This is a genomic window from Sphingomonas sp. (assembly GCF_048595155.1).
GTDB lineage: Bacteria > Pseudomonadota > Alphaproteobacteria > Sphingomonadales > Sphingomonadaceae > Sphingomonas_I.
Window position 1 is genome coordinate 42,989 of record NZ_JBMDXN010000014.1, and the last position, 26,718, is coordinate 69,706.

The 26,718-nt window shown below is 65.2% G+C and carries 22 protein-coding genes and 1 tRNA gene; 18 read left to right on the forward strand and 5 right to left on the reverse strand.

All coding sequences use genetic code 11. The features are described from left to right. The first annotated feature begins 197 nt into the window (after positions 1-197). Both ACOJSI_RS03110 and pbpC read left to right on the forward strand, forming a co-directional pair. Positions 198-5,900, forward strand: coding sequence for an alpha-2-macroglobulin family protein (locus tag ACOJSI_RS03110; RefSeq protein ID WP_420136796.1), 5,703 nt, complete (start codon positions 198-200; stop codon positions 5,898-5,900). 86 nt (positions 5,901-5,986) lie between these two features. Then, a complete protein-coding gene (gene pbpC / locus ACOJSI_RS03115; RefSeq protein ID WP_420136818.1) occupies positions 5,987-8,038 on the forward strand; it encodes a penicillin-binding protein 1C in 2,052 nt (683 codons plus the stop codon). Positions 8,039-8,048: 10 nt separating this feature from the next. On the opposite strand, the gene ACOJSI_RS03120 is transcribed toward pbpC, so the two are convergent. The 3 genes from ACOJSI_RS03120 to ACOJSI_RS03130 are packed head-to-tail and all read right to left on the reverse strand — an operon-like array spanning position 8,049 to position 10,697. Further along, complete coding sequence (locus tag ACOJSI_RS03120) at positions 8,049-9,356, reverse strand: amidohydrolase family protein (RefSeq protein ID WP_420136797.1); 1,308 nt, start codon at positions 9,354-9,356, stop codon at positions 8,049-8,051. A gap of 10 nt (positions 9,357-9,366) precedes the next feature. After that, the gene (locus tag ACOJSI_RS03125) at positions 9,367-9,939 is read right to left on the reverse strand and encodes a DUF2585 family protein (protein ID WP_420136798.1); all 573 of its coding nucleotides are present in this window, start codon (positions 9,937-9,939) and stop codon (positions 9,367-9,369) included. Positions 9,940-9,950: 11 nt separating this feature from the next. Next, positions 9,951-10,697, reverse strand: coding sequence for a hypothetical protein (locus ACOJSI_RS03130; RefSeq protein WP_420136799.1), 747 nt, complete (start codon positions 10,695-10,697; stop codon positions 9,951-9,953). A gap of 284 nt (positions 10,698-10,981) precedes the next feature. Between ACOJSI_RS03130 and ACOJSI_RS03135 the strand changes: the two genes are divergently transcribed. The 8 genes from ACOJSI_RS03135 (at position 10,982) to ACOJSI_RS03170 (ending at position 18,381) form a co-directional block, all read left to right on the forward strand. Further along, complete coding sequence (locus ACOJSI_RS03135) at positions 10,982-11,635, forward strand: DUF4129 domain-containing protein (RefSeq protein ID WP_420136800.1); 654 nt, start codon at positions 10,982-10,984, stop codon at positions 11,633-11,635. Then, complete coding sequence (locus ACOJSI_RS03140) at positions 11,632-12,885, forward strand: hypothetical protein (protein ID WP_420136801.1); 1,254 nt, start codon at positions 11,632-11,634, stop codon at positions 12,883-12,885. The genes ACOJSI_RS03135 and ACOJSI_RS03140 overlap by 4 nt, the downstream gene beginning before the upstream one ends. Continuing rightward, a complete protein-coding gene (locus ACOJSI_RS03145; RefSeq protein ID WP_420136802.1) occupies positions 12,882-13,838 on the forward strand; it encodes an AAA family ATPase in 957 nt (318 codons plus the stop codon). The genes ACOJSI_RS03140 and ACOJSI_RS03145 overlap by 4 nt, the downstream gene beginning before the upstream one ends. Further along, positions 13,835-15,151 (forward strand): DUF58 domain-containing protein, encoded by a 1,317-nt coding sequence (locus tag ACOJSI_RS03150; protein ID WP_420136803.1) that lies wholly within the window; start codon positions 13,835-13,837, stop codon positions 15,149-15,151. The genes ACOJSI_RS03145 and ACOJSI_RS03150 overlap by 4 nt, the downstream gene beginning before the upstream one ends. Continuing rightward, on the forward strand, positions 15,148-16,176 hold the full coding sequence (locus ACOJSI_RS03155) for a stage II sporulation protein M (protein ID WP_420136804.1): 1,029 nt from the start codon (positions 15,148-15,150) through the stop codon (positions 16,174-16,176). Before ACOJSI_RS03150 ends, ACOJSI_RS03155 begins: the two co-directional genes overlap by 4 nt. Further along, on the forward strand, positions 16,157-17,044 hold the full coding sequence (locus ACOJSI_RS03160) for an RDD family protein (RefSeq protein WP_420136805.1): 888 nt from the start codon (positions 16,157-16,159) through the stop codon (positions 17,042-17,044). Before ACOJSI_RS03155 ends, ACOJSI_RS03160 begins: the two co-directional genes overlap by 20 nt. 90 nt (positions 17,045-17,134) lie before the next feature. After that, positions 17,135-17,779 (forward strand): guanylate kinase, encoded by a 645-nt coding sequence (gene gmk / locus ACOJSI_RS03165; RefSeq protein WP_420136806.1) that lies wholly within the window; start codon positions 17,135-17,137, stop codon positions 17,777-17,779. A 35-nt stretch (positions 17,780-17,814) separates the two neighbouring features. Then, positions 17,815-18,381 carry a hypothetical protein gene (locus ACOJSI_RS03170; RefSeq protein WP_420136807.1) on the forward strand — a complete coding sequence of 189 codons (567 nt, stop codon included), beginning with the start codon at positions 17,815-17,817 and terminating at the stop codon, positions 18,379-18,381. A 156-nt stretch (positions 18,382-18,537) separates the two neighbouring features. On the opposite strand, the gene ACOJSI_RS03175 is transcribed toward ACOJSI_RS03170, so the two are convergent. Next, complete coding sequence (locus ACOJSI_RS03175; RefSeq protein WP_420136808.1) at positions 18,538-19,068, reverse strand: CHAP domain-containing protein; 531 nt, start codon at positions 19,066-19,068, stop codon at positions 18,538-18,540. Positions 19,069-19,309: 241 nt separating this feature from the next. On the opposite strand from ACOJSI_RS03175, the gene ACOJSI_RS03180 reads away from it, so the two are divergent. From ACOJSI_RS03180 to rplL, 7 genes are all read left to right on the forward strand, one after another. Then, positions 19,310-19,385: transfer RNA gene (locus ACOJSI_RS03180), tRNA-Trp, on the forward strand. A 129-nt stretch (positions 19,386-19,514) separates the two neighbouring features. Beyond that, positions 19,515-19,742 carry a preprotein translocase subunit SecE gene (gene secE, locus ACOJSI_RS03185; protein WP_420136809.1) on the forward strand — a complete coding sequence of 76 codons (228 nt, stop codon included), beginning with the start codon at positions 19,515-19,517 and terminating at the stop codon, positions 19,740-19,742. A 20-nt stretch (positions 19,743-19,762) separates the two neighbouring features. Beyond that, positions 19,763-20,302 carry a transcription termination/antitermination protein NusG gene (nusG, locus tag ACOJSI_RS03190; RefSeq protein WP_420136810.1) on the forward strand — a complete coding sequence of 180 codons (540 nt, stop codon included), beginning with the start codon at positions 19,763-19,765 and terminating at the stop codon, positions 20,300-20,302. Between the two features lie 84 nt (positions 20,303-20,386). Further along, entirely contained in the window at positions 20,387-20,818 is a 432-nt protein-coding gene (gene rplK, locus ACOJSI_RS03195) for a 50S ribosomal protein L11 (protein ID WP_420136811.1), read from the forward strand. A 4-nt stretch (positions 20,819-20,822) separates the two neighbouring features. Beyond that, positions 20,823-21,515 carry a 50S ribosomal protein L1 gene (gene rplA / locus ACOJSI_RS03200; protein WP_420136812.1) on the forward strand — a complete coding sequence of 231 codons (693 nt, stop codon included), beginning with the start codon at positions 20,823-20,825 and terminating at the stop codon, positions 21,513-21,515. A gap of 381 nt (positions 21,516-21,896) precedes the next feature. Continuing rightward, positions 21,897-22,412 carry a 50S ribosomal protein L10 gene (rplJ, locus tag ACOJSI_RS03205; protein WP_420136813.1) on the forward strand — a complete coding sequence of 172 codons (516 nt, stop codon included), beginning with the start codon at positions 21,897-21,899 and terminating at the stop codon, positions 22,410-22,412. Positions 22,413-22,457: 45 nt separating this feature from the next. Further along, a complete protein-coding gene (gene rplL, locus ACOJSI_RS03210; RefSeq protein ID WP_420136814.1) occupies positions 22,458-22,838 on the forward strand; it encodes a 50S ribosomal protein L7/L12 in 381 nt (126 codons plus the stop codon). A 506-nt stretch (positions 22,839-23,344) separates the two neighbouring features. On the opposite strand, the gene ACOJSI_RS03215 is transcribed toward rplL, so the two are convergent. Then, positions 23,345-23,836, reverse strand: a complete 492-nt coding sequence (locus tag ACOJSI_RS03215) for a GNAT family N-acetyltransferase (protein ID WP_420136815.1) — start codon at positions 23,834-23,836, stop codon at positions 23,345-23,347. A 332-nt stretch (positions 23,837-24,168) separates the two neighbouring features. Here ACOJSI_RS03215 and rpoB point away from each other — a divergent pair. Continuing rightward, positions 24,169-26,718 (forward strand): DNA-directed RNA polymerase subunit beta (rpoB, locus tag ACOJSI_RS03220; protein WP_420136816.1); only part of this gene is annotated, 2,550 nt, incomplete at its 3' end.

Genomic DNA, 26,718 nt, shown 5'->3' on the forward strand with positions numbered 1-26,718 from the left:
AGGCCACCGCTTTGACAAGCGCCTGTCGCAGCGTGATAGTTCCGACGACTTGTCGCAAATGGAGTGAGTTTCTCCCAACATGTTGCGCTGCCACGATAATGGCCCGATCGATGCATTCTGTCTCTAAAAATACACGGTTCGCCGTCTAGACGGGCAAAGCGTTTGCGCGCAAGGTGATCGCGCAGGGGGAGAATAGAATGCGCAAGGGCTTGAGCTGGGTCATCTTGATGCTGGCTCTGATCCTGCCGCTGGGGGTGTTCGGCAGCAACCCTCCCAGCGTCATAAACGCGATTATCGGCCGGGATATGGCCGGCATCACCCGCTTCACACTGCGCTTTTCGGGCGCGATGGTACCGTTAGGCCAGGGGCCGGCGCCGCTTACCGTGACATGCCCGGTGGAGGGGAGCGGACGCTGGGTCGATCCGCAGACCTTCGTCTGGGAATTTGCCCGGCCGTTGCCGGCCGGTCTGTCCTGCGCTGCGACGCTGCGCGACGATCTGACGGATGTCACCGGCGCCAGTGTAACGGGCACGCGCCGTTTCCCGATCGACAGCGGTGGGCCAGCGGCATTGGCGTTGTTGCCGTCCGGCGGCGAGATCGAGGAAAATCAGACCTTCTTCGTGGCTGCCAATGGACCGGTCGATCGCGCCTCCGTCGCCGCCGGCGCCTATTGTGCGGTCGACGGGATCGGCGAGCGGATCGCGGTAGATCTGCTTCCCCCCGACACGCCGGGGAAGATCCTGCCGGCGCTGGGCAGTAGCTGGCAGGCGCGGAATTTCCTGGAAACGGCCGGCCTGCCGCAACCTTTGCCCCAGGATCCCAAGCTGCGCCGGGCGGCGCTGGCCAATATCGTCGCGCTGAAATGTCGCCGGCCGTTGCCGCCGGGGCGTGACATGGCTTTGGTGTGGGGCGCGTCGATCCGCAGCCCGAGCGGCCATGCCGTGGGCGAGGATCATCGCTTCGATTTCAGCGTCCGCAAGCAGTTCACCGCGCGGCTGACCTGTTCGCGGGTCAATGCCAATGCCGGCTGCAGCCCGGTCGAGGCGATCACGGTCGAATTCAGCGCGCCGGTCGCGCGTGCCGATGCCATGAAGCTGCGTATCGCGACCGGGCAGAAGCAGGTCGCGCCCACCGCCGATAAATCGAGCACGCCAACAGTGGAGTCGGTGAGCTTTGCCGCGCCCTTCCCGCCGTCGATCACCGCGAAGCTGATCGTCCCCACGGACCTGCGGGATCAAAGCGGCAGACCTCTCGCCAATGCCGAGCGGTTTCCGCTCGACTTCGAGATCGCCGAATCGCCGCCCCTCGTGAAGTTCGCTGCGCCGTTCGGCATCTTGGAAGCGCGCGAAGGCGGCGTGCTGCCGGTGACCGTGCGTAGTGTCGAGCCGCGCCTGATGGGCAATGTCGCTGCGGTCTCGGGCGCCAAGGTTCGTGTGGCCGACGACGATGATGCCGCGATCGCCCGCTGGCTCCAGCGCGTGACCAAGGCGCAGGCGGATGACTATAAATATGAAAAGAAGGGCGACGGCGAAAGCGTCGCGATAAACCATACCGGCGACAGGCCCGTTCTAACCGGACGCGATCGCGGGACGCCGCTCACTCTTCCGCTCCCCGCCGGCGGCCGCAAGATGGAAGTGGTCGGCATTCCGCTGGAAAAGTCTGGCTTCTACGTCGTCGAATTGGCCAGCCCGAAGCTGGGTCAGGCGCTGCTCGGGCGACGCGCGACCCGCTATGTTGCGGCAACCGCGCTCGTGACCAACATGGCGGTCCATTTCAAATGGGGCCGGGGGACTTCGCTCGCCTGGGTCACCGCGCTGGATACGGGCAAGCCGGTGGCGGACGCGCTGATCAGCGTGACCGACAGTTGCAGCGGTCGCAAACTCGCCTCTGCCAAGACGGATCAGACCGGCCGCCTGCAGATCCGCAACTTGCCCGACCCGTCGACGACCGACTCGTGCGATAGCGATGGGTCGCCACTGATCGTCGTGGCGCGCAAGGACGGCGATTTGTCGTTCGTGATGACGAGTTGGGGGGACGGCATCCGGCCGTGGAATTTCGACCTTCCGTATGGCTGGAGCGCGCCCGAACCGATCCTCCATACGATCTTCGACCGGACGCTGCTGCGCGCGGGCGAAACCGTGCACATGAAGCATGTCTATCGTCGGCAGACGCTCACCGGATTCCGCTCCGGCGGTGCGGTGCGCGGTACGCTGCAGTTCAAGCATCGCGGATCGGACATGGAATTCGATGTGCCGGTCACGCTCGATCGCGCCGGGATTGGCGAGAGCGCATGGACGCCCCCCAAGGGGGCGCCCACCGGTGACTATGATCTGACGTTAAAGATCGGCGAGGCGAGCGAGAGCACCGGCCAATCGATCCGGGTCGACGAATATCGTCTGCCGACGATGCGGGCGAGCATCAGCGGCCCCCGTACACCTGCGGTCCAGCCCAAGCGCCTGCCACTCGATCTGTATGTCGGGTATCTGTCGGGTGGCGGGGCGGCCAATGCGCCCGTGCGTTTGCGTACCGCATATGAAACCTTATCCGACGCGCCGGCGGGATGGGATGGCTGGACCTTCGGCGGCGCGGCGGTGAAGGAAGGCACGGTCCCGCTGGACGACGACCAGAATGATCTGGGTCAGCCAACACCTCCTTCGTCCAGCACCTTACCGCTCGCGCTTGATGCGCATGGCGCGCTGCGCACCACGATCGATCTGCCCAAGCTGACCGATGCGACCAAGATGACGGTCGAGATGGATTATGACGATGCCAATGGCGAGACGCTGACCACCTCGACCACGATTCCACTTTATACGTCCGCCGTGCGCCTTGGCGTCAAGCCCGACGGCTGGATGCAGCGGGAGGGCGAGATGCGCCTCAAGCTGGTGGCGCTGAGCGCCGATGGCAAGGTGCTGGCTGGCCGGCGCGTCGCGGTGACGCTCTATACGCGTGAGGTGATATCGGCGCGGCGTCGGCTGATCGGCGGCTTCTACGCCTTCGACAATAGCGCGAAGACGACCCGGATCGGCGCGAAGTGCAGTGCCAAGACCGATGCCCAGGGCCTGGCCGAATGCACGCTGGATCCTGGCGTGTCCGGCGAGGTGATCGCGGTGGCGACAGCCCAGGACGATCAGGGCAATGAGGCACGCGCGGTCACCTCCGTCTGGCTCGCCGGCGATGACGATTGGTGGTTCGGCGGCGATAATGGCGATCGCATGGACGTGATCGCCGATGCAAAATCCTATCGCGCCGGCGCGACCGCGCATGTCCAGGTGCGCATGCCGTTCCGCAAGGCGACGGCGCTGGTCACGGTGGAGCGCGAAGGCGTGCTCTCCTCCTTCGTCACGACCATCTCCGGCAAGGATCCGGTGGTGGATGTGCCGCTGCCAGGCGCCTACGCGCCCGACGTCTATATCTCTGTCATGGCGGTCCGGGGGCGGATTGCCGGATGGCGGTTGTGGCTCGCCGATCTGGCACGGCGTTGGAATCTGCCCTTCTTCAGTCGAGACGGCGCCTATCCAACAGCCTTGGTCGACTTGGCCAAGCCCGCCTACCGGATCGGTATGGCCAAGGTCGCGGTCGGATGGGAGGCGCACCAGCTACGCGTCTCCGTCCAGCCCGATCATACACGCTATCGTGTGCGGGATCATGCCCGGGTGGGCGTGCGTGTGCTCGGACCGGACGGCAAACCGCCCAAGTCGGCTGAAATCGCCTTCGCGGCGGTGGATGAGGCGTTGCTGCAGCTGTCGCCCAACGATTCCTGGGATGTGCTGTCGAAGATGATGGGCGAACGCCCCTTGTCGGTCCTGACGTCGACCGCGCAGATGCAGGTGGTCGGCAAGCGTCATTATGGTTTGAAGGCGGTTGCGAGCGGCGGCGGCGGCGGCGGGGACCTGTCTTCGCTGACACGATCGGACTTCCGGCCGGTGCTGCTGTGGCGCGGGCGGGTCAAGCTGGACGGACAGGGGCGTGCGCTTCTGGATGTGCCGCTTGCCGATGCGCTTTCCTCCTACCGGCTGGTCGCGATTGCCACTGCGGGAGACAATCTGTTCGGCACCGGCAGTGCCAACATCCGCACCGTACAGGATCTGACCATCTATGCCGGCCTGCCGCCGCTGGTGCGATCAGGCGACTTCTACGGCGCGACCTTCACGCTGCGTAACGGCACCGACCGGCCGATGACGGTGACCGCCAACGTCGCGCTGGCGCCGGCGATCGCCCGGGGCGGTGCGCTGACGGTGACAGTGCCGGCGGGCGGCGCGGTTCCGGTGACGTGGCGGCTGACCGCGCCGTTGGCCCATGCGAGCTTGCGCTGGACAGTGACCGCTCGATCGGCCGATGGACGCGCCAATGATCGCGTCGCGGTCGATCAGCAGATCGTGCCGGCCGTGCCGGATCAGGTCTGGGCGGCGACGCTGGTGCGTGTCGGCGGCGGCACCAGCGTGCCGGTCGGCGCGCCCGGCGGATCGCTCCCCGGTCGCGGCGGCGTCGATGTCGCGTTGATGGCATCCCCGGCGCCGCCCTTGGCAGGTGTCCGCAGCTATATGCTGGCCTATCCTTACGGGTGCTTCGAGCAGCGGCTGTCCAAGGCGATCGCGCTGAACGACCGCACCGCCTGGGCCAAGCAGATGGATGCTCTGCCGCTCTACGTGGCGCGGAATGGTCTGCTCCATTATTGGCCCTCACCGGAAGAGCCGGGTTCCATCGCGCTCACGGCCTATGCCCTGTCCATCACCGCCGATGCCGGGCTGCCGTGGCCCGATGGACCCAAGGCGTCCCTGATCGAGGCGTTGCGTGGCGTCGTCGAGGGCCGCGTGACCGAAGACGGCACCAATCGTGGGGATAGCCGCCTGCTTCGGATCGCGGCGCTTGCGGCGCTCGCCCGCAACGGAGCGGCCACGCCGGGGATGATCGATCAGTTGGCGATGCCGCTTGGCGACATGCCGACCGCGACACTCGCCGACTGGCTGGTGACCCTGAGCCGCACCAACGGGGTCGATCCGGCCCGGATCGCCGCCGCCGAAGCCGCGATACGCAGCCGGATCGTCTATGAAGGCACGCGCCTCGACCTGACCGATGGGGCGGCCGCGCCCTGGTGGATGATGGTCAGCGACGACGAAATGGCGATCAAGGCGCTGCTTGCCGTCACCGGCCGCCCCGGGTGGGAGTCCGAAGCGGCACGCATGATGGTGGGCGTGGCGCTGCGGCAACGGCAAGGCCATTGGGATACGACGCCCGCCAATGCCTGGGGCACGATTGCGGCCCACCGGTTCACAACCGCCTATCCCGGTTCGGGGAGCGGCCTGACGACCGCCAGCCTGGGCGGGCGCAGCCTGACCAGCAGCGGACTGCAGCCGCCCACCCTGCGCTTCCCGCTGCCCGCGGCACCAGGATCGCTCTTGCTGCGCCATGATGGTGGCGCCGGTCCGTGGGCGACGGTGTCGGTGCGCGCCGCAGTGCCGCTGAAGGCCCCGCTGTTCGCTGGCTATCGCGTCAGCCGGGAGGTGACTTTCCTGCAGCGCCGTCGCCCGGACCAGATCAGCCGCGGCGACGTCATCCGCGTTCGGATCACGGTGGACGCACCGGTCGACCGGACCTGGGTGGTGGTGGAGGATCCGATCCCCGCCGGCGCCTCGATCCTGGGTGCCAATGGCGGCCAATCGGCGTTGCTCGCGGCGCAGGCGAATGGCGGATCGGCCTATCCTTCCTATGTCGAGCAGGGTCTGGATGCCTGGCGCGGCTATTTCGGCTGGATGCCAAAGGGCCGATCGACGGTGGAATATGCGGTACGGCTGAACGGCACCGGGCGCCTGCAATTGCCGCCGACCAAGGTCGAGGCGATGTATTCGCCCGAAATCCACGCGGCCCTGCCCAACCGGCCGTTGACCATCGTGCCGTGATCGATCCCCTCCTGGCCGGGCTGGGTTGGCTGCGGCGCCGGCCGACCCTTTGGCTGGTGCTGCCCGTGCTCGCGATCATCGGGCTGATGGTGTGGACGCACCCGCCGGCCATGCCGGACTATGCACAGGCGCGCAGCGACTGGCGGTCGAGCGAAGCCTGGCTGCGCGATCGCCACGGCCGGCTGCTGGATATGATCCGGGTTGATTATTCGGTGCGGCGACTGGAATGGGTGCCGCTCGCCAAAATCGCCCCGGCGGTGCGCGATGCGATCGTTGCGGGCGAGGATCGCCGTTTCCGGGCGCATGGCGGGGTCGACTGGACCGGCATGATCGGATCGGCCTGGGCGAGTGTGCGGGGCCGCCATGCCCGCGGCGCGAGCACGCTTACGATGCAGCTCGCTGGCTTTCTCGCACCGGAGCTGGGCGACCCCGGGACGCGCGGGCTGCGCGGCAAGCTTCGCCAGATCCGGGCAGCGCACGCGATCGAGGCCGGCTGGTCGAAGGATCAGATCCTGGAGGCCTATCTGAACCTCGCCTCCTTCCGGGGGGAGAATCAGGGGATCGGGGCGGCGTCGCGCGCGCTGTTCGGCAAGGCGCCGGACATGCTGGATGGCGATCAGGCGCTGTTGCTGGCGGCACAATTGCCCGCGCCGCAGGCCGATGCGGGACGGATTGCGCGGCGCGCCTGCCGCATCGGCAAACGCGCCGATTGCACGATGATGCTGGCCGAGGCCGAAGGGATGGTCGCGCGCATGCAAAGCGGCGCCGACGATCCCAATCTGGCGCCGCATCTGGCGGTGCGGCTTCTGTCCAAGCCCGGCGAGACCGTGACCACCACGCTCGACACGGGCGTGCAGGTGATCGCCGCCACCGCGCTGCGGCACCAACTGCTAGGTCTGGGGAGCGAGCGTGTGCGCGACGGCGCGGTCATCGTGGTAGACAATCGCACCGGCGACGTACTGGCCTATGTCGGCGGGGTCGACGGCGGCTCCTCCACCGCGTCGCATGTCGACAATGCCGCGGCGCCGCGGCAAGCCGGATCGACGCTGAAGCCCTTTCTGTACGGACATACGATCGAGCGCGGCTACCTGACCGCCGCATCGATCCTCGACGATCTGCCGGTCGAACTGGACACCGCTTCCGGCCTGTATGTGCCCAAGGATTACGACCATCAATATAAGGGGCCGGTCAGCGTGCGGACCGCCTTGGCCGGATCGCTGAACGTGCCGGCCGTTCGTGCGCTGTTGGTCGATGGCGTCGAGGATTTCCGGGACCGCTTGTGGGACCTGGGCTATCGCGGCCTGACCGAGGATGGCGCCTATTACGGCTTCAGCCTGGCGCTCGGATCGGCCGAGGTTACCCTGCTCGAACAGGCGGCGGCCTATCGCACGCTGGCCGATGCCGGCTTTTACCGGCCGCTACGCTTGCGCCTGGATGATCCGGTTGGCACACGCCGGCCCGTGATGGCGCCGGGCGCGGCCTGGATCGTCGATGACATCCTGGCGGACGCCAATGCCCGATCGGTGACGTTCGGTCTGGATTCCGCCCTGCGCCTGCCCTTCTGGGCGGCGACCAAGACGGGTACGTCGAAGGCGATGCGGGACAATTGGTGCGTCGGCTTTTCCGATCGCTTCACCGTTGCCGTATGGGTCGGCAATGCCGAAGGCGACAGCATGACGCATGTCTCGGGCACCAGCGGCGCCGCGCCGATCTGGCGGGAGATCATGCTGGCGCTGCATCGCGACCGGCCGGGCCGCGCGCCGGCAATGGTGCCGCAAGTCCATGCGCGGATGGTGCGCTTCGCGGGCGCGGTCGAGCCGGCGCGCCCGGAATATTTCCTGGGCAATACCGGGCAGACGATCCTTGCCCAGGCGCCGCCAGCTGCGCGGCGGCCGCATATTGTCAGCCCCGTCTCGGGCAGCGTCTACGCACTGGATCCGGATATCCCGACCGCGCATCAGCGCATCCGCTTTGCCGCCGTCGGGGTAAGCCCCGGCCAACGCTGGCGGTTGGATGCCCACGATCTGGGGGACGCGACGGAGACCCCGACCATCCTGCCGCCGCCCGGCGCGCATCGGCTCGCGCTGGTCGGCAGCGACGGCAAGGCGGCGGATCAGATCCTCTTCACGATCAAATAGCCGGCCGGCGTCAGAGCGGCTTGCCGCCCGCCTTCACCACGGCCCCGCCCTTCATCACGAACTCCACCTGCTCCAGCGCGCGAACCTCCTTCAGGGGATCGGCGCTGACCGCGATGATGTCGGCATAGCGGCCGGGCTGGACCGAGCCGATGTCCGCACTGGCGCCGATCAGATCGGCGGCATTGCGCGTCGCGGTGAGGATCGCGTCCATCGGCGTCATCCCGGCGGCCACCTCGATCGCGAACTCCTGCGCGTTTTCGCCATGCGCCGACAGGCCGAACGTGTCGGTGCCGAACGCGATCTTCACGCCGGCCGCATGCGCATCGTGCAGGTTCTTCTGGAGCAAGGGGCCGATAATCAGCGCCTTGGCGGCGGTGGAGGGGTTGAGCTGTTCGGGATGGACCTTGGCGCGTTCGTAGACGCGCTGACCCACCAGCATCGTCGGCACGAGGTAGGTGCCGTGCTGTTTGAACAATTTATAGCTCTCGGCATCGGCATAGCTGCCATGCTCGATGGAATCGACGCCGAGCGCGATCGTATGGTCGATCGCCTGCTTGCCATGGGCGTGGGCCGCAACCTTCATGCCGAGCGAATGGGCGGTTTCGATGACCGCCTTGATCTCGTCATCCTCCATCAATTGCAGCTTGGGATCGTCGCCGATCGACATGACGCCGCCCGACGGCATGATCTTGATAAGATCGACGCCGGCACGCCACAGCCGGCGCACAGTGGTGCGGGCCTCTTCCGGGCTGTCGATCAGGCTTTGCCGCCAGCCGGGAATATCGCCGAATTCGGGCAGGAGGCCGTTGGCGGGATCGCCATGGCCGCCGGTCGGCCCGAGCGGATTGCCGGCGACCCACATGCGTGGGCCCGGAATGCTGCCGGCATTCACCGCCTTCTTCAGCGCGACCACGGCCGTGGTCGATCCGCCGACGTCGCGAATGCTGGTGAAGCCGGCAAGCAGGGTCGCAAGCGCATCCTTCACGCCATCGATCAGCATATCGTAATCGCTGGTCGTCACCGCCAGCCGGATCGGATCGCCGCCATGCCAGGTCGACAGGATGTGGACATGGCAATCGATCAGGCCGGGCAGCACCGTCTTTTGCGACAGGTCGATCACCTCGGCGCCGGCGGGCGTGACGAAGCCCGGCTGGATCGCCTGGATGCGATCGTCATGGATCAGGATCGAAACCTGGCGCCGCGCCGCGCTGCCGGTGCCGTCGATCAGCGTCCCCGCGTGGATGACGATATCCTTCGCCGAGGCCGATGCCGCCAGAACCAGTGCGAGCGCGCCGGTGATTGCCAAACTTAGTTTCATCTTACCCCCTTCATCCTGCCTGCCATTGCCGGATCCCCTCAATCGGCCAGAGCAGCATCAGAATATTGAGCATGAGATTGTCGCGGATCAGCGCCAGAGTCACCAGCTCAAGTACCACCGCAATGGCGATGGTCGCCCAGATCGGCAGGCGCCGCGCCAGGGCGAAGCCCACCATCATGAAGGCGATGTCGGACAGCGAGTTGACGATGCTGTCGCCGCTATACCCCAGCGCTATCGTGGCGGAGCGGTAGCGGTCGATCACCATCGGCGAATTTTCCAGCAACTCCCAACTCGCTTCCACCAGCGTGGCAAGGATCAGGCGGAGCGGTGCACCGACGCGGCGGAGCAGCAAGGCGCCGGCGCCATAGAAAAGGAAACCGTGGATAAGGTGGCTGGCGGAGTAATAATCCAGCAGATGCTGGCTGTTCCCGGCGTCGATCGCGCCATGCCACAGGGCGACATGGCCGCAGGTGCAGATCGGCGGCCGCCCCATCGCGAACAGGATCGCCGCCGTTGCCAGCAAAATGATCAGGATCGCGACGGCAGTAAATGTCCGCGAGGGCGACTTGCGGCCCCAGGTCATGGAAATATGGGTTACTGGAAGACCCTCCCGAGCACGGCCGTCGGACCACCGCCGTGAAGATCGCGCAGCTCGACATAGGTGGCGCTGGCGACGATGGCAGGTACGCTCGTCGTGAAGCAGGCCAGGACGACGGTCAGTACCGGACTGGCAATCATGCGTAGGCTGGGACTGATCAACCCGACAAAGGATTCCAGAAGCGTCTCAACCGCGGCAAGGACGATCATCACGCAGAGGATGATCAGGAGCAGCGCGAATATTTTCCAGCGGGAGCCGCGGGTCAGATCCTGACTGCGGTTGAAGGATTTGGAGATGCTCGCGTCTTCGAAGGCGGTGACGGGCGCGGCCAGGAACCACATGGTCGCGATGAGCAGACCCGGAACCACGAGCATCAGCACGCCCAATCCGATGGCAAGCGACGTAAGCGTGCTCACAAGGATCAGGGGCAGGAAGCGGCGCGTGGCAAGGCGCAGGCACTCCGCCAGGCTCGCCTTGCGGCCCTCCCCCTCCGCCAACATGGCCGCAGTGACACAGGCTTGCACCACGGCCTGCGTCACCAGGCCGATCAGGATCGCCAGCAAGGACAGGAGCGTGGCGACCGTCAGGCTGCCGCCGTAAAAACCCTGATAGGCCAAAAGCGCGTAGGGATCCGAAGCGATCAAGGCTTGCAGGGCTTCCAGCAGACAGACAGGGCCGAACACCGCTAAAGGATTGTGCCGCACGAGGTTCGTCGTGCGGCGGATGACATCGCTGATCAGCATCGTTCCGCCGCTTGAAGCCTGCGTTGCCACCCGATTTCTTCTCCAAAGCCAACCGCGACGTTGGGGAGGACGAGGCTGCCAACAGTGATCTGCCCATAAAATGAGAGGTCAGCAAGGCGCCATTCATACGCACTTTCTGCGGCTTTTTTGGATAGTGTCTATTTTCTACGTTGCGGTCGGGCCGGCTTGCGATACACAGGCTTGCAAGCTGAGCTTGGGGGCAGGTCATCGCGGAACCGAATCAGCTGACGGCCGCCGAACGCCTGGCAGCGGCCCACCGCGCCTTGCGCGCCGATCCCGACATCCAATTCACGCTGCAGCGGCGGCCTCCGCCGCCCAAGCCACCCGCGGCGGGCAAGGGCCATTTCGCGCAATGGCTTGAGGATTTTTTCGCGCCGATCAACCGCTTCTTCCGGTGGATCGGCAGCATCTTTCCCGATCTGCCTTATGCGCAGATCATCCTGTGGCTGGTGCTGATCGCCGCGGCCGCGGCCTTGCTGTGGATGATCGTCACACGGATCCGTGAGGGCGGCTGGCGTTGGCCCAAATGGCGGCGTCGCAAGGCGACCGGCGAAGAGGAGGCGGCGCACGAGGAGGAATGGCGACCGGAGGCAGCGCCTGCGCGTGCGTGGCTGGAGGAGGCAGATGCGCTCGCGGCACGTGGGCTCTATGCCGAGGCAGCCCACCACCTGCTGCTGCGCAGCGTTGAAGATATCGGCCAGCGTCGGCCGGGCCTGGTCAAGCCGGCGCTGACGAGCCGGGATCTGGCGCAGGCCCCCGCCGTGCCATCGCGGGCGCGTGAATTGTTCGCGACGATCGCGGCGGTGGTCGAACGCAGCCTGTTTGGCGGGCGTCCGGTCGAAGCGGACGAATGGTCATCGTGCCGCGCGGCCTATGCCGACTTTGCGCGCCAGCCAAGCTGGACGGGGGCAGCATGAGCGATGTCCCGATCGGCCGCGCCGCGCGGAACGGCGGTGGCGACGCCTTCCGGACGCGCACCGTCGCGCTGATGCTGATCATCGGCATATTGGGCTTTGCCGGCATGCTTGTCCTGGCCGCCTATTCGCCTGATCTGCGCTCGGGGCGGAACGGCGGCGCCCACGCGCTTTCCAATGCGGCGAACGGTTTCAAGGGCATCGTCCGGCTCGCCGCGGAAACCGGCCGCAATCCTGTCATCGTGCGCAACGTGCACCAGCTGGGAACGCGCGATCTGCTCGTGGCGACGCCCGATCATGGCATCCAGGATTTGTCGCCGGTGCTGCAGGGGCGGTCTCGCAAGCCGACCCTGCTCATCTTCCCAAAATGGGCTGTTTCGCCGGATCGCAAGCATATCGGGTGGGTCCATGTCGATGCCTTGCTGCCCGCCGCCGATCCGGCGCGGATGCTTGCGCCGCAAGTCCTCTTCCAGATCGCGCGCAAGCGGACGAGCGGGCGCGACCTTCTTCTGCCCGCGAACGGGTTCGATCCGACCATCCGCCCGGCGGCGCCCCGCGTGCTGCAGGTGATTACCGGGCAGCGGCAGCGCAGCGGCGAGGTCGCCGACCTGATACCTCTTCTGACGGACCGGCAGGGCGGGATCGTGCTGGCCCGCTACGGCCGCGGCCCGCTCTATCTGCTGGCCGACCCGGATCTGATGTCGAACGCCGGGATCACCAATCTGCGTCAGGTCGAACAGACGCTGTCGATGCTGGACTGGCTGAACGCCACCAATGCCTCGTCCATCTCCTTCGACGTGACGACCAATGGCTTCGGCCGGTCGTCCAGCCCGCTCAAGCTCGCCTTCACGCCGCCCTTCCTGGCTGCAACCCTGGCGCTGGTCGTGGTGTTGCTGCTGACCGGCTGGCACGCGGTCGGCCGGTTCGGCCCGGTGCGGCCGCGAACCCGCACGATGGGCTTCGGCAAAGCGGTGCTGGTCGAAAACAGCGCCAAGCTGATCCGGCGCGCGGGGCGGGAACGCCTGTTGGGCAGTCGCTATGTGCAGGTCATCCGCGACCGGGCCGTCGCGATCTTCGGCATACCCACCCGGCTGAAAGATGCCGCGCTGGACGCGCATCTCGACAAATTGAGCGGCCCGCGCGGCCGGCGCTTCAGCGAATTGGCGCGGGCTGCCACGGACGCGGCGGATCGCACCGCGATGATCGAGGCGGCCCAGGCACTCTACAAGTGGCAGAAGGAGAGACAAAGGTGACGGTCGACGAAGTACAGGCGCTCGCCGCCTCCATCCGGGCCGAGGTTGCCAAGGCGGTCGTCGGCCAGGAGGAGACTGTCGATCTGATGCTAGTCGCCTTGTTCGCAGGCGGCCATATCCTTTTGGAAGGGCCGCCGGGAACCGCCAAGACATTGCTGGCGCACAGCTTCGCCCGCGCCATCGGCCTCGGCTTCGGGCGGATCCAGTTCACGCCGGACCTGATGCCGGGCGATATCATCGGCGCCAATCTGTTCAACTTCCAGACGTCCACCTTCACGCTTACGCGCGGCCCGATCTTCACGGATCTGCTGCTGGCGGACGAGATCAACCGCACACCCCCCAAGACGCAGGCGGCGCTGCTGGAGGCGATGCAGGAGCGTACGGTGACGATCGACGGCGAAAGCCTGCCGCTGGGCGATCGCTTCACCGTGATCGCGACGCAGAACCCGATCGAACAGCAGGGCGTCTATCCGCTGCCCGAAGCGCAGCTGGACCGGTTCCTGTTCAAGCAGCGTGTCGATTATCCGAGCGAAGACGAAGAACGCCGGATCATCGCCGCTCATGGCGCGCGCAAGGCCGCCATGTCGCCAGAGGATTGGGGCGTCGAACGCCGCGCCGATGGCGCTGCAATCGCTGCGGCGATCGAGGCCGTCGCCGCGATCCGGGTGGTCGAGGAGGTGGTGAATTATATCGCTGCTTTGGTGCGCGGCACGCGCAGCGTCGCCGATCTGGAAAGCGGGGCCAGCCCGCGCGCGGGCGCAATGCTGGCGGGCGCGGCGCGCGCGCGGGCGGCAATGGACGGCCGCGACTTCGTCATACCCGACGATGTCAAGGCGCTGAGCCCGGCCCTGCTGCGCCACCGCCTGATCCTGGCGCCGGCCGCGGAGATTGACGGCCGTACGGTCGAGGAGGTCGTGATGGGGATCATCGCGACGATCGAGGCGCCGCGGTGATCAGCCCGACGCGGCTCGCCATCTTCGCATGCGCGGCGGGCGTGCCCATTGCCTTGCTGATCGGCGTGCTGCTGCCGGGGGCCTGGTATGCCGGCCTCGCCTGGCCGCTGACCATCCTGCTGCTGGCGGCGATCGATGCGCTCATGGGGCCGCATCCGCGCCGTGCCACGCTGCAGGTCACCCTGCCGCGGACGGCGCCGGTGGGCGGCGATGCCGACGCGGCCGTGGAGGTTTTGGTGGCCGGGGCCGGCGCGCCGGCCTGGTGCGAGATCGCGCTTGCCAACGATCCGCTGTTGCTGATGGCCGACGAGGGGCGGCTCTGGCTGCCGCTGACGGGCGGGAAGGGTATGGCTGTGCTGCCGATCCTGGCGGTGCGGCGCGGCAAGGCCCAGGTCGATCGCATGTGGCTGCGCTGGAAGGGGCCGCTGGGGCTCGTCTGGAAACAGGTCCAGCGCGAAGCGGCGCTGACCACGCTGGTGATGCCGGACGTGCGCCCGGTGCGCGAACAGGGGGCGCGCATCTTCGAACGTCATGCGCTGCAGGGCCTGCTGACCCAGGTCGATCGCGGCGACGGTGTCGATTTCGACGCGCTGGTGGAGTTCCGGTCGGGCATGGATCGGCGCGCCATCGACTGGAAGCAGTCGGCCCGCCACCGCAAGTTGCACGCCAAGGAATTCCGTTCGGAACGCAACAGCCAGATCGTGTTCGCGGTCGATAGCGGCCGCCAGATGAGCGAGCCGCTCGCGGGCCTGCCGCGCGTCGACCGCGCGGTGACGGCGATGCTGCTGATGGCGTGGATCGTGCTGAAGCTGGGTGATCGGGTTGCGCTGCACGCCTTCGACAACCGGCCGCGCATCGCATCCGGCCTGATCGGCGGAACGGCCTCGTTCGGCGAGTTGCAGCGGCTCGCCGGTGATATCGACTATAGCAGTGAGGAAACGAATTATACTTTCGCGCTGACCAGCCTGGCCGGCATGCTCAAGCGACGGTCGATGATCGTGCTGTTCACGGAATTTGCCGATCTTACCTCGGCCGAGTTCATGGTGCGCGCGTCGGCCCGCCTCATGAACACGCACCTGCTGTTGGTCGTCGTGCTGCGCGATGAGGCGCTCGAAGCGTTGGTCGACACGATGCCACGCGACGCGGACGATATTACCCGGGCGGTCACCTCGGCCGCGTTGTTGCGGGATCGGCAGCTGGTGCTGCTGCGGCTGCGGCACCTGGGCGCCCACGTCATCGAAAGTCCCTACGGCCAGGTCGCCGAGAAGCTGATCGCAACCTATGTCGACCTCAAGCGCAAGGACATATTGTGAGCGCGCTGATCGGCGATGCGCCGGGCAAGGTGATGGTCAATGCCAGCCGGTTCCGGGCTGCGCATGAGCAGGACTGGCGCCGGCTGGAAGATATCGTCAACCGGATCGAGCGCCGCGGCACGCGTGCCCTAACCGAAGACGATCTGATGGCGCTACCGCTGCTCTATAGCGCGGCGCTATCGTCGCTGTCGGTCGCACGTGAGACGTCGCTGGATCGTGCGTTGGTGACCTATCTCGAGGCGCTCTGCGCGCGCGCCTATTTCCAGATTTACGGCGTGCCGACCTCCTTCTGGCGCCAGCTCGCTCATTTTTTCGCGAGCGGTTGGCCGGCGGCGGCGCGATCCTTGTGGCGGGAGACGCTGGCCGCGGCGGTGCTGACGTTCATCGCGGCGCTGTCCGGCTTCCTGCTCGTGATGCACGATCCGTCCTTCTTCTATTCGATCATGCCGGGCGAGATGTCGAACGGGCGCGATCCGTCTGCCAGCGCGTCCTCGCTGCGGGCGACGCTCTACGGCACGGGCAGTCAGAAGGGACTGGCTATCTTCGCCACCGCCCTCTTCAGCCATAACGCCCAGATCGCCATCTTCGCCTTCGCGCTGGGCTTCGCCTTCGCCATCCCGACCGCCTTGCTGATCGCGTATAACGGGCTGATGCTCGGCGCCTTCCTGGCGGTGTTCGCGAGCAAGGGGCTGGCCTTCGAGGCGGGCGGCTGGCTGTTCATCCATGGCACGACCGAGATTTTCGCGACGATCCTCGCCGGCGGCGCCGGCTTCCGGATCGGCACCGCCATCGCCTTCCCAGGCCGGGCTGCCCGTACCGACTTCGCCTTCGCTACCGGCCGGCAGGCGTCGGTCCTGATGGGTGGGGCGGTGGTAATGCTGATCCTGGCGGGATTGCTGGAAGGGATAGGGCGGCAGACGATCCAGTCGGATGTGATGCGCTATGCGATCGGCAGCGCCATGCTGATCGGCTGGCTGACCTATTTCTACGCACCCTGGAAAATACATGGCCCGAAAGGATCGTAAGCGCGCGCCGACGGCGCCCGGGAAGACGCTGCAGCGCGGCTTCATCACGCCCGAGGGAGTCGATCTGCGGCTGGAACTCGGCTCTGCCGGTGCGCGCGCCGCCGCGTTCATGATCGATGGCGTGCTGATGCTGCTCGTGCTCGTCGCCGGCAGCATTGCCATCGGGCTGCTGATTGTCGGCAGCAAATGGGACATGCTGGCTATCCTGTGGCTGCTGGGCTTTTTCGTCCTGCGTAACGGCTGGTTCGTGTTGTTCGAAATCGGCCGGCGCGGTGCGACTCCGGGCAAACGCCTGCTCGGGCTGCGGGTGGTGGCACGCGATGGCGGCCCGCTCACCGGCGGCGCCGTGGTTGCGCGCAATGCGATGCGCGAGATCGAGGTGTTCCTGCCGCTCTCCTTCCTTGCCTATCAGGTCGGCGGCAACACGGCCGATGCGTTCCTGGTCATCTTCGCCTTGATGTGGACCGGCATCCTGCTGTTCTTTCCTCTCTTCAACCGCGATCGTTTGCGGGTCGGCGATCTGGTCGGCGGAACCTGGGTGGTGCAGACGATGCAGGCGACCCTGGCCGAGGATATCGGCAATGCCCCGGCGGCTGCGTCCTCCCAGCGTACCTTCAGCGACGCCGCGCTCGATCTTTATGGCGTCTACGAACTGCAGACATTGGAAGCGGTGTTGCGCGGGGCGCGGCCGGATGCACTGGCGACAGTGGCCAGCACGATCCGGCAAAAGGCCGGCATTCCCGACGACGGCGACGATCTGGGCTTCCTCACCGATTATTATCGCGCGCTCTGCGCCCGGCTGGAGCATCGCATGATGCTCGGCCACCGCCGCGACAACAAATATGCGCCGGTGCGTGCGCGGGGGTAGGGGCTGCGGAGCCGCCTGCGCGGGCACGCGGACGTGACGGGATGTGCCGCACGACGTTGACCTTCGCGTGCGGCGAAGCCAAGAGCGGCCATGCCTCTTCCCGGTCTTGATCGTCGTGGTGTCCTGTTCGTCCTGTCGTCGCCCTCGGGCGCCGGCAAATCCACCATCGCGCGCATGCTGCTCGCCGCGGATAAGGACATCGACCTTTCCGTTTCCGTTACCACCCGCCCGATGCGGCCGGGCGAGGTGGACGGGCGCGATTATCATTTCGTCGATGTGCCGACCTTCAAGGATATGGTCGGTGACGGCGAGCTGATGGAATGGGCGCATGTGTTCGATCACCGCTATGGCACGCCGCGCGCCCCGGTCGAGGCGATGCTGGCCGCAGGCCGCGACGTGCTGTTCGACATCGATTGGCAGGGCGCCCAGCAGCTCTATCAGCAGGCCGGGGGCGACGTCGTGCGCGTCTTCATCCTGCCTCCTTCGGTCCACGAACTGGAGCGCCGCTTGCTGAGCCGCGGCACCGACGACAAGAATGTCGTCGAAGGCCGGATGGCGCGCGCCAATTCGGAGATCAGCCACTGGGACGGCTATGATTATGTGCTGATCAACGACGATGTGGAATCTTGCTTCGCGCAGGTCTGCCACATCCTGATCGCGGAACGTCTGCGCCGATCGCGCCAGACTGGCCTGATCGGCTTTGTGCGCAAGCTGATGACGCCCAAGACGGCTTAAGCTAGGATAGGCGCTCCATAAGAGGGGAGCGCGACATGGTTCGGGTCGTCATCGGAAGCCTTGTCGGCGGCATCGCGATGTTCATCGTGGGCTTCCTCTTCTGGGCCACGCCGCTGCAATATCTCGGTTATTCGCGTGCAGATGACGCCCAGAATGCGGCGGTCCAACTCAGCCTCGCGCAGAATTTGCCGCACACCGGGCGCTATGTTGTGCCCAATCCGGCGACGCAGGTCGGCGCGAACGGCTATAGCAAGGGCCCGGTCGCCACGATCGACTTCAATATCGGCGGCTTTGCGGGCAGCGATCCCGCGGCCATGATCGGCGGCCTGATCCAGGAGGTCATCGTGTCGCTGATGATCGGCATGAGCCTGTTGGCGGTGGCGAACCGGGTGACGGACTTCGCGTCCCGCGCGCGGCTGGCGATCGGGCTGAGCGGGGCCGCGACGGTGATGATCCTGCTTGGCGACCCGATCTGGATGCATGGCGATTGGCGCTATGCGATCTATGCCTTGATCGCGGATCTGGCGATGCTGTCCGCCTCTTCCCTGGTCATCGCGCGCTGGTTCCTGCCGCCGGCGCAGCCGGCGCAAACAATTCACTGAGGCGCCATGGCGGGCATGTGCGCTGGCTGATGCATGTCGTTACGTTCGCGCCTGATCCAGCGCGATCAGCGTGCTCGTGTGGGCGAAATGGCCTGAGGTGCCAGCCCGGGGGAGGCTAGCTGTCAGGCGCGACAGGAATCTGAAGGGCTGCCCGGCTCAGCCGGCAATCGCGTCCGCATCATAGTTGAGCGCCTTGGCGGCAGCTGCCTCGGCACCTTTGGCGACGGCCTTGGCGCCGGAATAGATGAAGCCGTAGGTGGGATAGGCCTTGATCCCCATGTCGTGGATCGGACCGTACCAGACCTTGACCGCGCTCCAATCGTTATTGGCGGACGCATCCATCACGGTCACGTCACGCTCGACCTTGCCGCGCACGCCCCAATTGGCGTGGGTGACCTTGATGATACGATCGGAAATCACCTGGGTCACGGTCGCCACATGGCCTGAGCGCATCGAACCGATTGCCTTGAACACCAGGACCGAGCCGGCCTTCGGCGAGGAACCCTGGGCATATTTGCCGATCGCCTGTTTCCACCAGGTGCCGGCGGCGCCGAACAGTTGGATCCCCGAAAAGACCCGGGCGAAGGGGGCGCACTGCCAGAAGGTTTGCGCATTGGCAGCCGACGGGACCGACAGAGCGGCGATCATAAGAACGGAACAAAAAGCCGCTTTGGTGCGTCGTAACATATTCGGATGATCCCCCGATCTCGCTGTTGAGCGTTGGATAGGGGTGGTGTGCGCGGATGTTAAAGCGCGGTGCGATGAAGTGGGCGGAGTCCGCGTTCGCTCGATTTGCTCTCCTGTGGATAAATCGGACCGGCGCCGAATCGGTTCATTTCGGCGCTACCCGCCGATCTTCCGTACGAATCATGTGGCCTACTTGCGCATCGCGGACCCCACCGCTATGTCGCCTCCGCTCCCGAGCTGGAGGAGTGTAGCTCAGTTGGTAGAGCATCGGTCTCCAAAACCGAGGGCCGTGGGTTCGAGTCCCTCCACTCCTGCCATCGCAAGATGACGGGCACAGACCGGAAGGCCTGCGCCGAAGGCTCGGGAAAGAGTTTGGCCCAGGGTGGCCTCCCTCCAGGGGGAGCGCTGCCGCCTGGGCTTGGTTTCGTTTGTGGCAAAGGAAGACCGTGGCAGAGGCAAGCAAGGGTGGCGTGGGCGCATGGCTCAGCAATATCCCGACCTTCGTCAACCAGGTTAAGGCGGAGACCGGCAAGGTCGTCTGGCCGACCCGGCGCGAGACGGTGATGACCGCCGTAATGGTGGTCATCATGACGCTGACGCTCGGCATCTTCTTCTTCGCGGTCGATTGGGCGTTCAGCCGGATCGTTCGCGAGCTTCTGTCGCTCGCCTCTTAAGGTCAGGATCACAACGACACATGTCGCGCTGGTACATCATCCACGCTTATTCAGGCTTCGAGAACAAGGTGAAGGATCAGATCCTTGCCGATGCCGGACGTCTGGGCCTCGAGCAGCTGGTCGAATCGGTGGAAGTGCCGACGGAAAAGGTCACCGAGGTCCGCCGCGGCAAGAAGGTGACAAGCGATCGTAAGTTCTTCCCGGGCTATGTGCTGCTGAAGGCGGCGATGAACGACGATGTCTATCACCTCGTCAAGAACACGCCCAAGGTCACGGGCTTCCTGGGATCCAGCGGTCGTCCGCAGCCGATCAGCGATGCCGAAGCCGCGCGCATCCTCAACACGAAGGAAGAGGCGGCGGTCGCGCAGCCCAAGGCCAAGTTGAAGGTCGATTATGATATCGGCGATTCGGTGAAGGTGCTGGAAGGCCCGTTCGCGAGCTTCAACGGCGTGGTCGAAGAGCTCGATTTCGATCGTGGCCGCGTGAAGGTTTCGGTGTCGATCTTCGGTCGCGCCACCCCCGTCGAGCTCGAATTCGAGCAGGTCGAACGGGTCAAGTAAGAAGAATTCCGGCGCGAGCCGGGAATGTCCGCGGGAGGCAGGCTTCGGTCCGCCGTCAGCACCGCTAAGCCATAGGAGGTAATCATGGCGAAGAAGATTACGGGTTACATCAAGTTGCAGGTGCCGGCCGGCAAGGCCAATCCGTCCCCGCCGATCGGCCCCGCGCTCGGTCAGCGTGGCGTCAACATCATGGAATTCTGCAAGGCGTTCAACGCCCAGACGGGTTCCGAGGAAGTTGGTACGCCGCTGCCGACGGTCATCACCGTCTATGCGGACCGCAGCTTCTCGTTCGAGACGAAGACGCCGCCGGCATCCTATCTGCTGAAGAAGGCCGCCAACCTGAAGTCGGGCTCGAAGGAGCCGGGCAAGGTGTCCGCGGGCACGATCAAGCGGTCGCAGCTGTCGGAAATCGCCACCACGAAGATGAAGGATCTCAACGCCACGGATATCGAAGCGGCGACGAAGATCATCGAAGGCTCCGCACGCGCGATGGGCCTGCAGGTTGTGGAGGGCTGATCCGATGGCAAAGCTGAGCAAGAAGCAGAAGGCGCTTTCGGTCGACACCGTGAAGCTGCATGGCGTGGATGAGGCGATAAGCCTGGCGAAGACCAATGCGACCGCCAAGTTCGACGAGACGATCGAAGTCGCGCTGAACCTCGGCGTCGATCCGCGTCACGCCGACCAGATGGTCCGTGGCGTCGTCACGCTGCCCAAGGGCACCGGCAAGACCGTGCGCGTCGGCGTGTTCGCCAAGGGCGCCAAGGCTGACGAAGCCCGCGCTGCGGGTGCGGAAGTCGTCGGTGCGGAAGACCTGCTTGAGACCGTCCAGGGCGGCACGATCGATTTCGATCGCTGCATCGCGACCCCGGACATGATGGGTCTGGTCGGCCGTCTGGGTAAGGTGCTGGGTCCTAAGGGCCTGATGCCGAACCCGAAGCTGGGCACGGTGACGATGGACGTCGCGGGCGCGGTCAAGGCTGCCAAGGGCGGCCAGGTCGAGTATCGCGTCGAGAAGGCGGGCATCATCCACAGCGGCATCGGCAAGGCGAGCTTCCCGGCCGAGGATCTGCGCGCGAATTTCGACGCGCTGGTCGACGCCGTGATCAAGGCCAAGCCGTCGGGCGCCAAGGGCAAGTATCTGAAGAAGGTCGCCGTGAGCTCGTCGATGGGTCCGGGCATCAAGGTCGACACGGCCGAGATTTCAGCGGCGTAAGCCACCCTTCCTCGTGGAAACGAAAAGGCCGGGAGCGATCCCGGCCTTTTTTGTGCGCCGAGGCGACTCGACAATCCGCCGTGTCGCCGCTATGGGGCACATCTTCTCTGCCCTCTGAGGGCGGAGATTCCGTCCGAGACAGCAGGTGAGGGGGCTTTGCCTCTCTTAATGTCCTGCCGAGACGGGGAAGAGATTTCCGGCGGTCGTGTTTGCGGCTTCCGGTCTGCCTGAGAGGCGTCCGCGCCAATAGGTCAGGTATCCATTCCCCATCGGACTTTGCCGTTCGAGCATTCGCTCGCGCGGTTCGAATGCGTCCGGCGCATGTCGCGTCGGAGGCTGATGCGTCCGGCGGTATACCGTCGGACGATATGGAGAATGGCAATGGATCGTGCTCAGAAGTCCGAGCAGGTTGCAGAGCTGAACCGCACCTTTGGCGAGACGTCCGTTGTGGTCGTCACGCGCAATCTCGGCATGACCGTCGCGCAATCGACGGCCCTGCGGGTGAAGATGCGGGAAGCTGGCGCCAGCTACAAAGTGACCAAGAACAGCCTTGCCCGCATTGCCGCCGAAGGCACGCCCTACACGACCCTCCACGATTTGCTGGTGGGTCCGACGGCGTTGTCGACGTCGGTAGACCCGGTTGCGGCCGCCAAGATCGTCGTCGAATTCGCGAAGACCAACGACAAGTTGGAAATCATCGGCGGCGCGATGGGCGATACCGTACTCGACGTGAACGGGGTCAAGGCGCTCGCTGCGCTGCCGAGCCTCGATGAGTTGCGCGCCAAGATCCTGGGCCTGCTTGCAGCGCCCGCGACCAAGGTGGCGTCGGTGCTTCAGGCGCCGGCCGGTCAGCTCGCCCGCGTGTTCGGGGCCTATGCGGCCAAGGAAGACGCATAAAATTCAACCTGACGTATTGGGGCTATGCCCCGGATGGAGATAATCATGGCAGACCTGCAGAAGCTCGTTGACGAACTGTCGACGCTGACCGTCCTCGAGGCGGCCGACCTTTCCAAGATGCTCGAAGAGAAGTGGGGCGTTTCCGCCGCCGCTGCCGTCGCAGCTGCTCCGGCCGCTGGTGGCGCCGGTGCCGGTGCTCCGGCCGCTGAAGAGAAGACCGAATTCGACGTGATCCTCACCGGCGACGGTGGCAAGAAGATCAACGTCATCAAGGAAGTCCGCGCCATCACCGGCCTGGGCCTGACCGAGGCGAAGACCCTGGTCGAGTCCGCTCCGAAGGCGGTCAAGGAAGGCGTCAACAAGGACGAGGCCGAGAAGATCAAGAAGCAGCTCGAGGAAGCCGGCGCGACCGTCGAACTCAAGTAAGCTTTACGATCTCCGGTCCCTTGTGGATCAGAAAAGAAGGGCGGCCCAGCGATGGGTCGCCCTTTTTTCATGCGTCACGCGGACTGCATCGGGAGGGCGAAAAGCGCGGCTTTCACGAGGACGATTTCCAAAAAACACCAGAAACGAACTTAATGATTTGATGCGCGCAGCCCCGGATCGTGCGGTCTGACCAACATGAGAAAGAGCCGTGTCGCCGCGAGGGCGTCATTATCATCATCGACCAGATCGCATGTACATGTTTTGTTCCGTTTTGTCCAGAGCGCCTGTTTAGCTTGCAAACGTGACTGAGACCGGGGCGGCTGAGCAGCCGCTGCCGCAAAGGCACGCCAGCGGGAGCAGCCAGAGTAGGCTAGCGGACAGTAGGGCCGATCGATCCCGCAAGTCAGGGTTCGTGGCGGCGACGGGATGACGCCTCTCCTCATCGCTTACGCGCTGTTGGTCGTAAGAGTAGCGGGATCCCGGGTCGAGCCCGGGATGACGACAAGTCAGATCACGCGCTGCATGAAAACGACGTCGAGATAGCGGCCAAACTTGAAGCCCGCCTGGTCAAGCTTTCCGCAATGTTCGAAGCCCGCGTGTTCGTGCAGGCGGATCGACGGCAGGTTGCCGGAATCGCCGATCACCGCGAACATCCGCTGGAAGCCCGCCTGGCCCGAGGCCTGCATCAGCGCGTCGAGGAGCGCCCGGCCGATCCCGGCGCCGATATGATCGGGATGAACATAGATCGAATCCTCGCCTGCGAACCGATACGCCGGACGGTCGCGAAACTGGGCCGCATAGGCGTAGCCGGCAATCACGCCGGATTGCTCCGCGACCAGCCACGGCCAGCCGCGTTCAAGCACCTTGCTCAGGCGTTGCCGCATCTCCGCAGGCGTCGGCGGCTCCTCCTCGAATGTCCCGGTGCCGTGGAGCACATGATGGGCATAGATGGCCGCGATCGCGGTTGCGTCTTCGGGAAGGGCTTGGCGAATGTGCACGGCCTCCCTATTTCCAGACCCACGAAAGAACGTCCAGCGTCGGCGGTTCAGGAAAATGCCGACGCGGGGGTTTACGAATCGGCCAAAATTCCTACATGGGAGATTGAACGGCGCGATACGCGACTCTCGCGTGCCCGCCACCGTCCCGCCCCGGGACACGATCCGCATGGCGGGTGGATCGCGACGAATTGGGGCCGGTGACGTGTTCCACAGACGCTGCAGTGCGGTTCCGAAGGCCCGGATCCGCACTTTTTTGCGTGGAAAGCTTCCGCGCATTCGGCCCCACATCCGCAGCGAGGCGGACAGATCTGATCCGATACCGAGGATATTCGATGGCGACCAAGGCACATAACGCGCTGACCACGGCTGCGAAGAAGCGCATCCGCAAGGTGTTCGGCAACATCCACGAAGTGGTGCAGATGCCGAACCTGATCGAGGTTCAGCGCGAGTCCTACGAACAATTCCTGCGGTCCGATCCCTCGATCGGCTATGTCTCCGGTCTCGAAAAGACGCTCCGCAGCGTATTCCCGATCCGCGATTTCGCCGGCACCGCCGAGCTCGATTTCGTCAATTACGAGCTGGAAGATCCCAAGTACGACATCGAGGAATGCCGTCAGCGCGGCATCACCTATGCCGCCGCGATGCGCGTGACGCTGCGTCTGATCGTGTTCGAGGTCGATGCCGACACCGACACCCGTTCGGTCCTCGATATCAAGGAGCAGGACGTCTACATGGGCGACATGCCGCTCATGACGTCGAACGGCACGTTCGTGATCAACGGCACCGAGCGCGTGATCGTCAGCCAGATGCACCGTTCGCCGGGTGTGCTGTTCGATCATGACCGCGGCAAGACCCATGCGTCGGGCAAGTATCTCTTTGCCGCGCGCGTCATTCCCTATCGCGGTTCGTGGCTCGATTTCGAGTTCGACGCCAAGGACATCGTCAACGTCCGCATCGATCGCAAGCGCAAGCTGCCGGTCACGACGCTCCTGTACGCGCTCGGCCTCAACGGCGAGCAGATCCTCAACGAATTCTACAAGACGCAGCGCTACGTCCGCGGTCAGGGGGGCTGGAAGGTCCCCTATCTGATCGAGAATTGGCGTGGCCAGAAGCCGTCTTACGACGTGATCAACGGCGACACCGGCGAGGTCGTTTTCCCCGCCGGCACGAAGATCTCGCCGCGCGCCGCCAACAAGGCCGGCAAGGACGGGCTCACCCGCCTGCTGATCCCGACCGAAGAGATTTACGGCCGTTATTCCGCCTATGACCTGATCGATGAGGCCACCGGCCGCATCTATATCGAGGCGGGCGACGAAGTGACGCCGGAGAATCTGGAGAAGCTGGACAATGCCGGCTTCGATCATGTCGACCTGCTCGACATCGATCACATCTCGACCGGCGCCTGGATCCGCAACACGCTCGCGGCCGACAAGGTCGAAGAACGCGATCATGCGCTGTCCGAAATCTATCGCGTGATGCGTCCTGGCGAGCCGCCGACGAAGGAAACCGCCGAGGCTTTGTTCGCCGGCCTGTTCTTCGATCCGGAGCGCTATGACCTCTCGGCCGTCGGCCGCGTGAAGCTCAACATGCGCCTTGACCTCGATGTCGAGGACACGGTGACGACGCTGCGCACCGAAGACATTCTGGCGGTGGTGAAGACCCTGGTCGACCTGAAGGACGGCAAGGGCGAGATCGACGTCATCGACATTCTCGGCAATCGTCGCGTGCGTTCGGTCGGCGAGCTGCTGGAAAACCAGTATCGCGTCGGCCTGCTCCGCATGGAGCGCGCCGTGAAGGAGCGGATGAGCTCGGTCGACGTGTCGACCGTGATGCCGAACGACCTGATCAACGCCAAGCCGGCGGTGGCCGCGGTGCGCGAATTCTTCGGCTCCTCGGAGCTGTCTCAGTTCATGGACGAGACCACCCCGCTGTCCGAAGTGTCGCTCAATCGTCGCGTCTCGGCACTTGGGCCGGGTGGTCTTACCCGTGAGCGCGCAGGCTTCGAAGTCCGCGACGTTCACCCGACCCACTATGGCCGTATCTGCCCGATCGAAACGCCGGAAGGCCCGAACATCGGTCTGATCAACAGCCTCGCGTCGTTCAGCCGCGTCAACAAATACGGCTTCATCGAGACGCCGTACCGCAAGGTGATCGACCATAAGGTCACCGACGAGGTCGTGTATCTGTCGGCGATGGAAGAGGCCAAGCACACGATCGCGCAGGCAAACGCCGAAATCGCCGACGACGGCACGTTCGTCGAGGATCTGATCTCGGCACGCGAGGCGGGCGAGTTCCTGATGGCGCCGCGCGACCACATCACGCTGATGGACGTCTCGCCCAAGCAGCTGGTTTCGGTTGCCGCCTCGCTCATTCCCTTCCTGGAAAATGACGACGCCAACCGCGCGCTGATGGGTTCCAACATGCAGCGTCAGGCTGTGCCGCTGGTGAAGGCGGAAGCGCCTTTCGTCGGCACCGGCATGGAAGAAACCGTGGCCCGCGATTCCGGCGCCGCCATTGCCGCGCTGCGCGCCGGCGTGGTGGACCAGGTCGACGCGACCCGTATCGTTATCCGCGCTTCGGGCGATATCGAGCCGGGCAAGTCGGGCGTGGACATCTACACGCTGATGAAGTTCCAGCGCTCGAACCAGAACACCTGCATCAACCAGCGTCCGCTGGTGAAGGTGGGCGACCTGATCGAAAAGGGCGACATCATCGCCGACGGTCCTTCGACCGAGCTGGGCGAACTGGCGCTGGGCCGCAACGTGCTCGTCGCCTTCATGCCCTGGAACGGCTACAATTACGAAGACTCCATCCTGATCTCCGAGCGGATCGTGAAGGAAGACGTCTTCACCTCGATCCATATCGAGGAATTCGAAGTGATG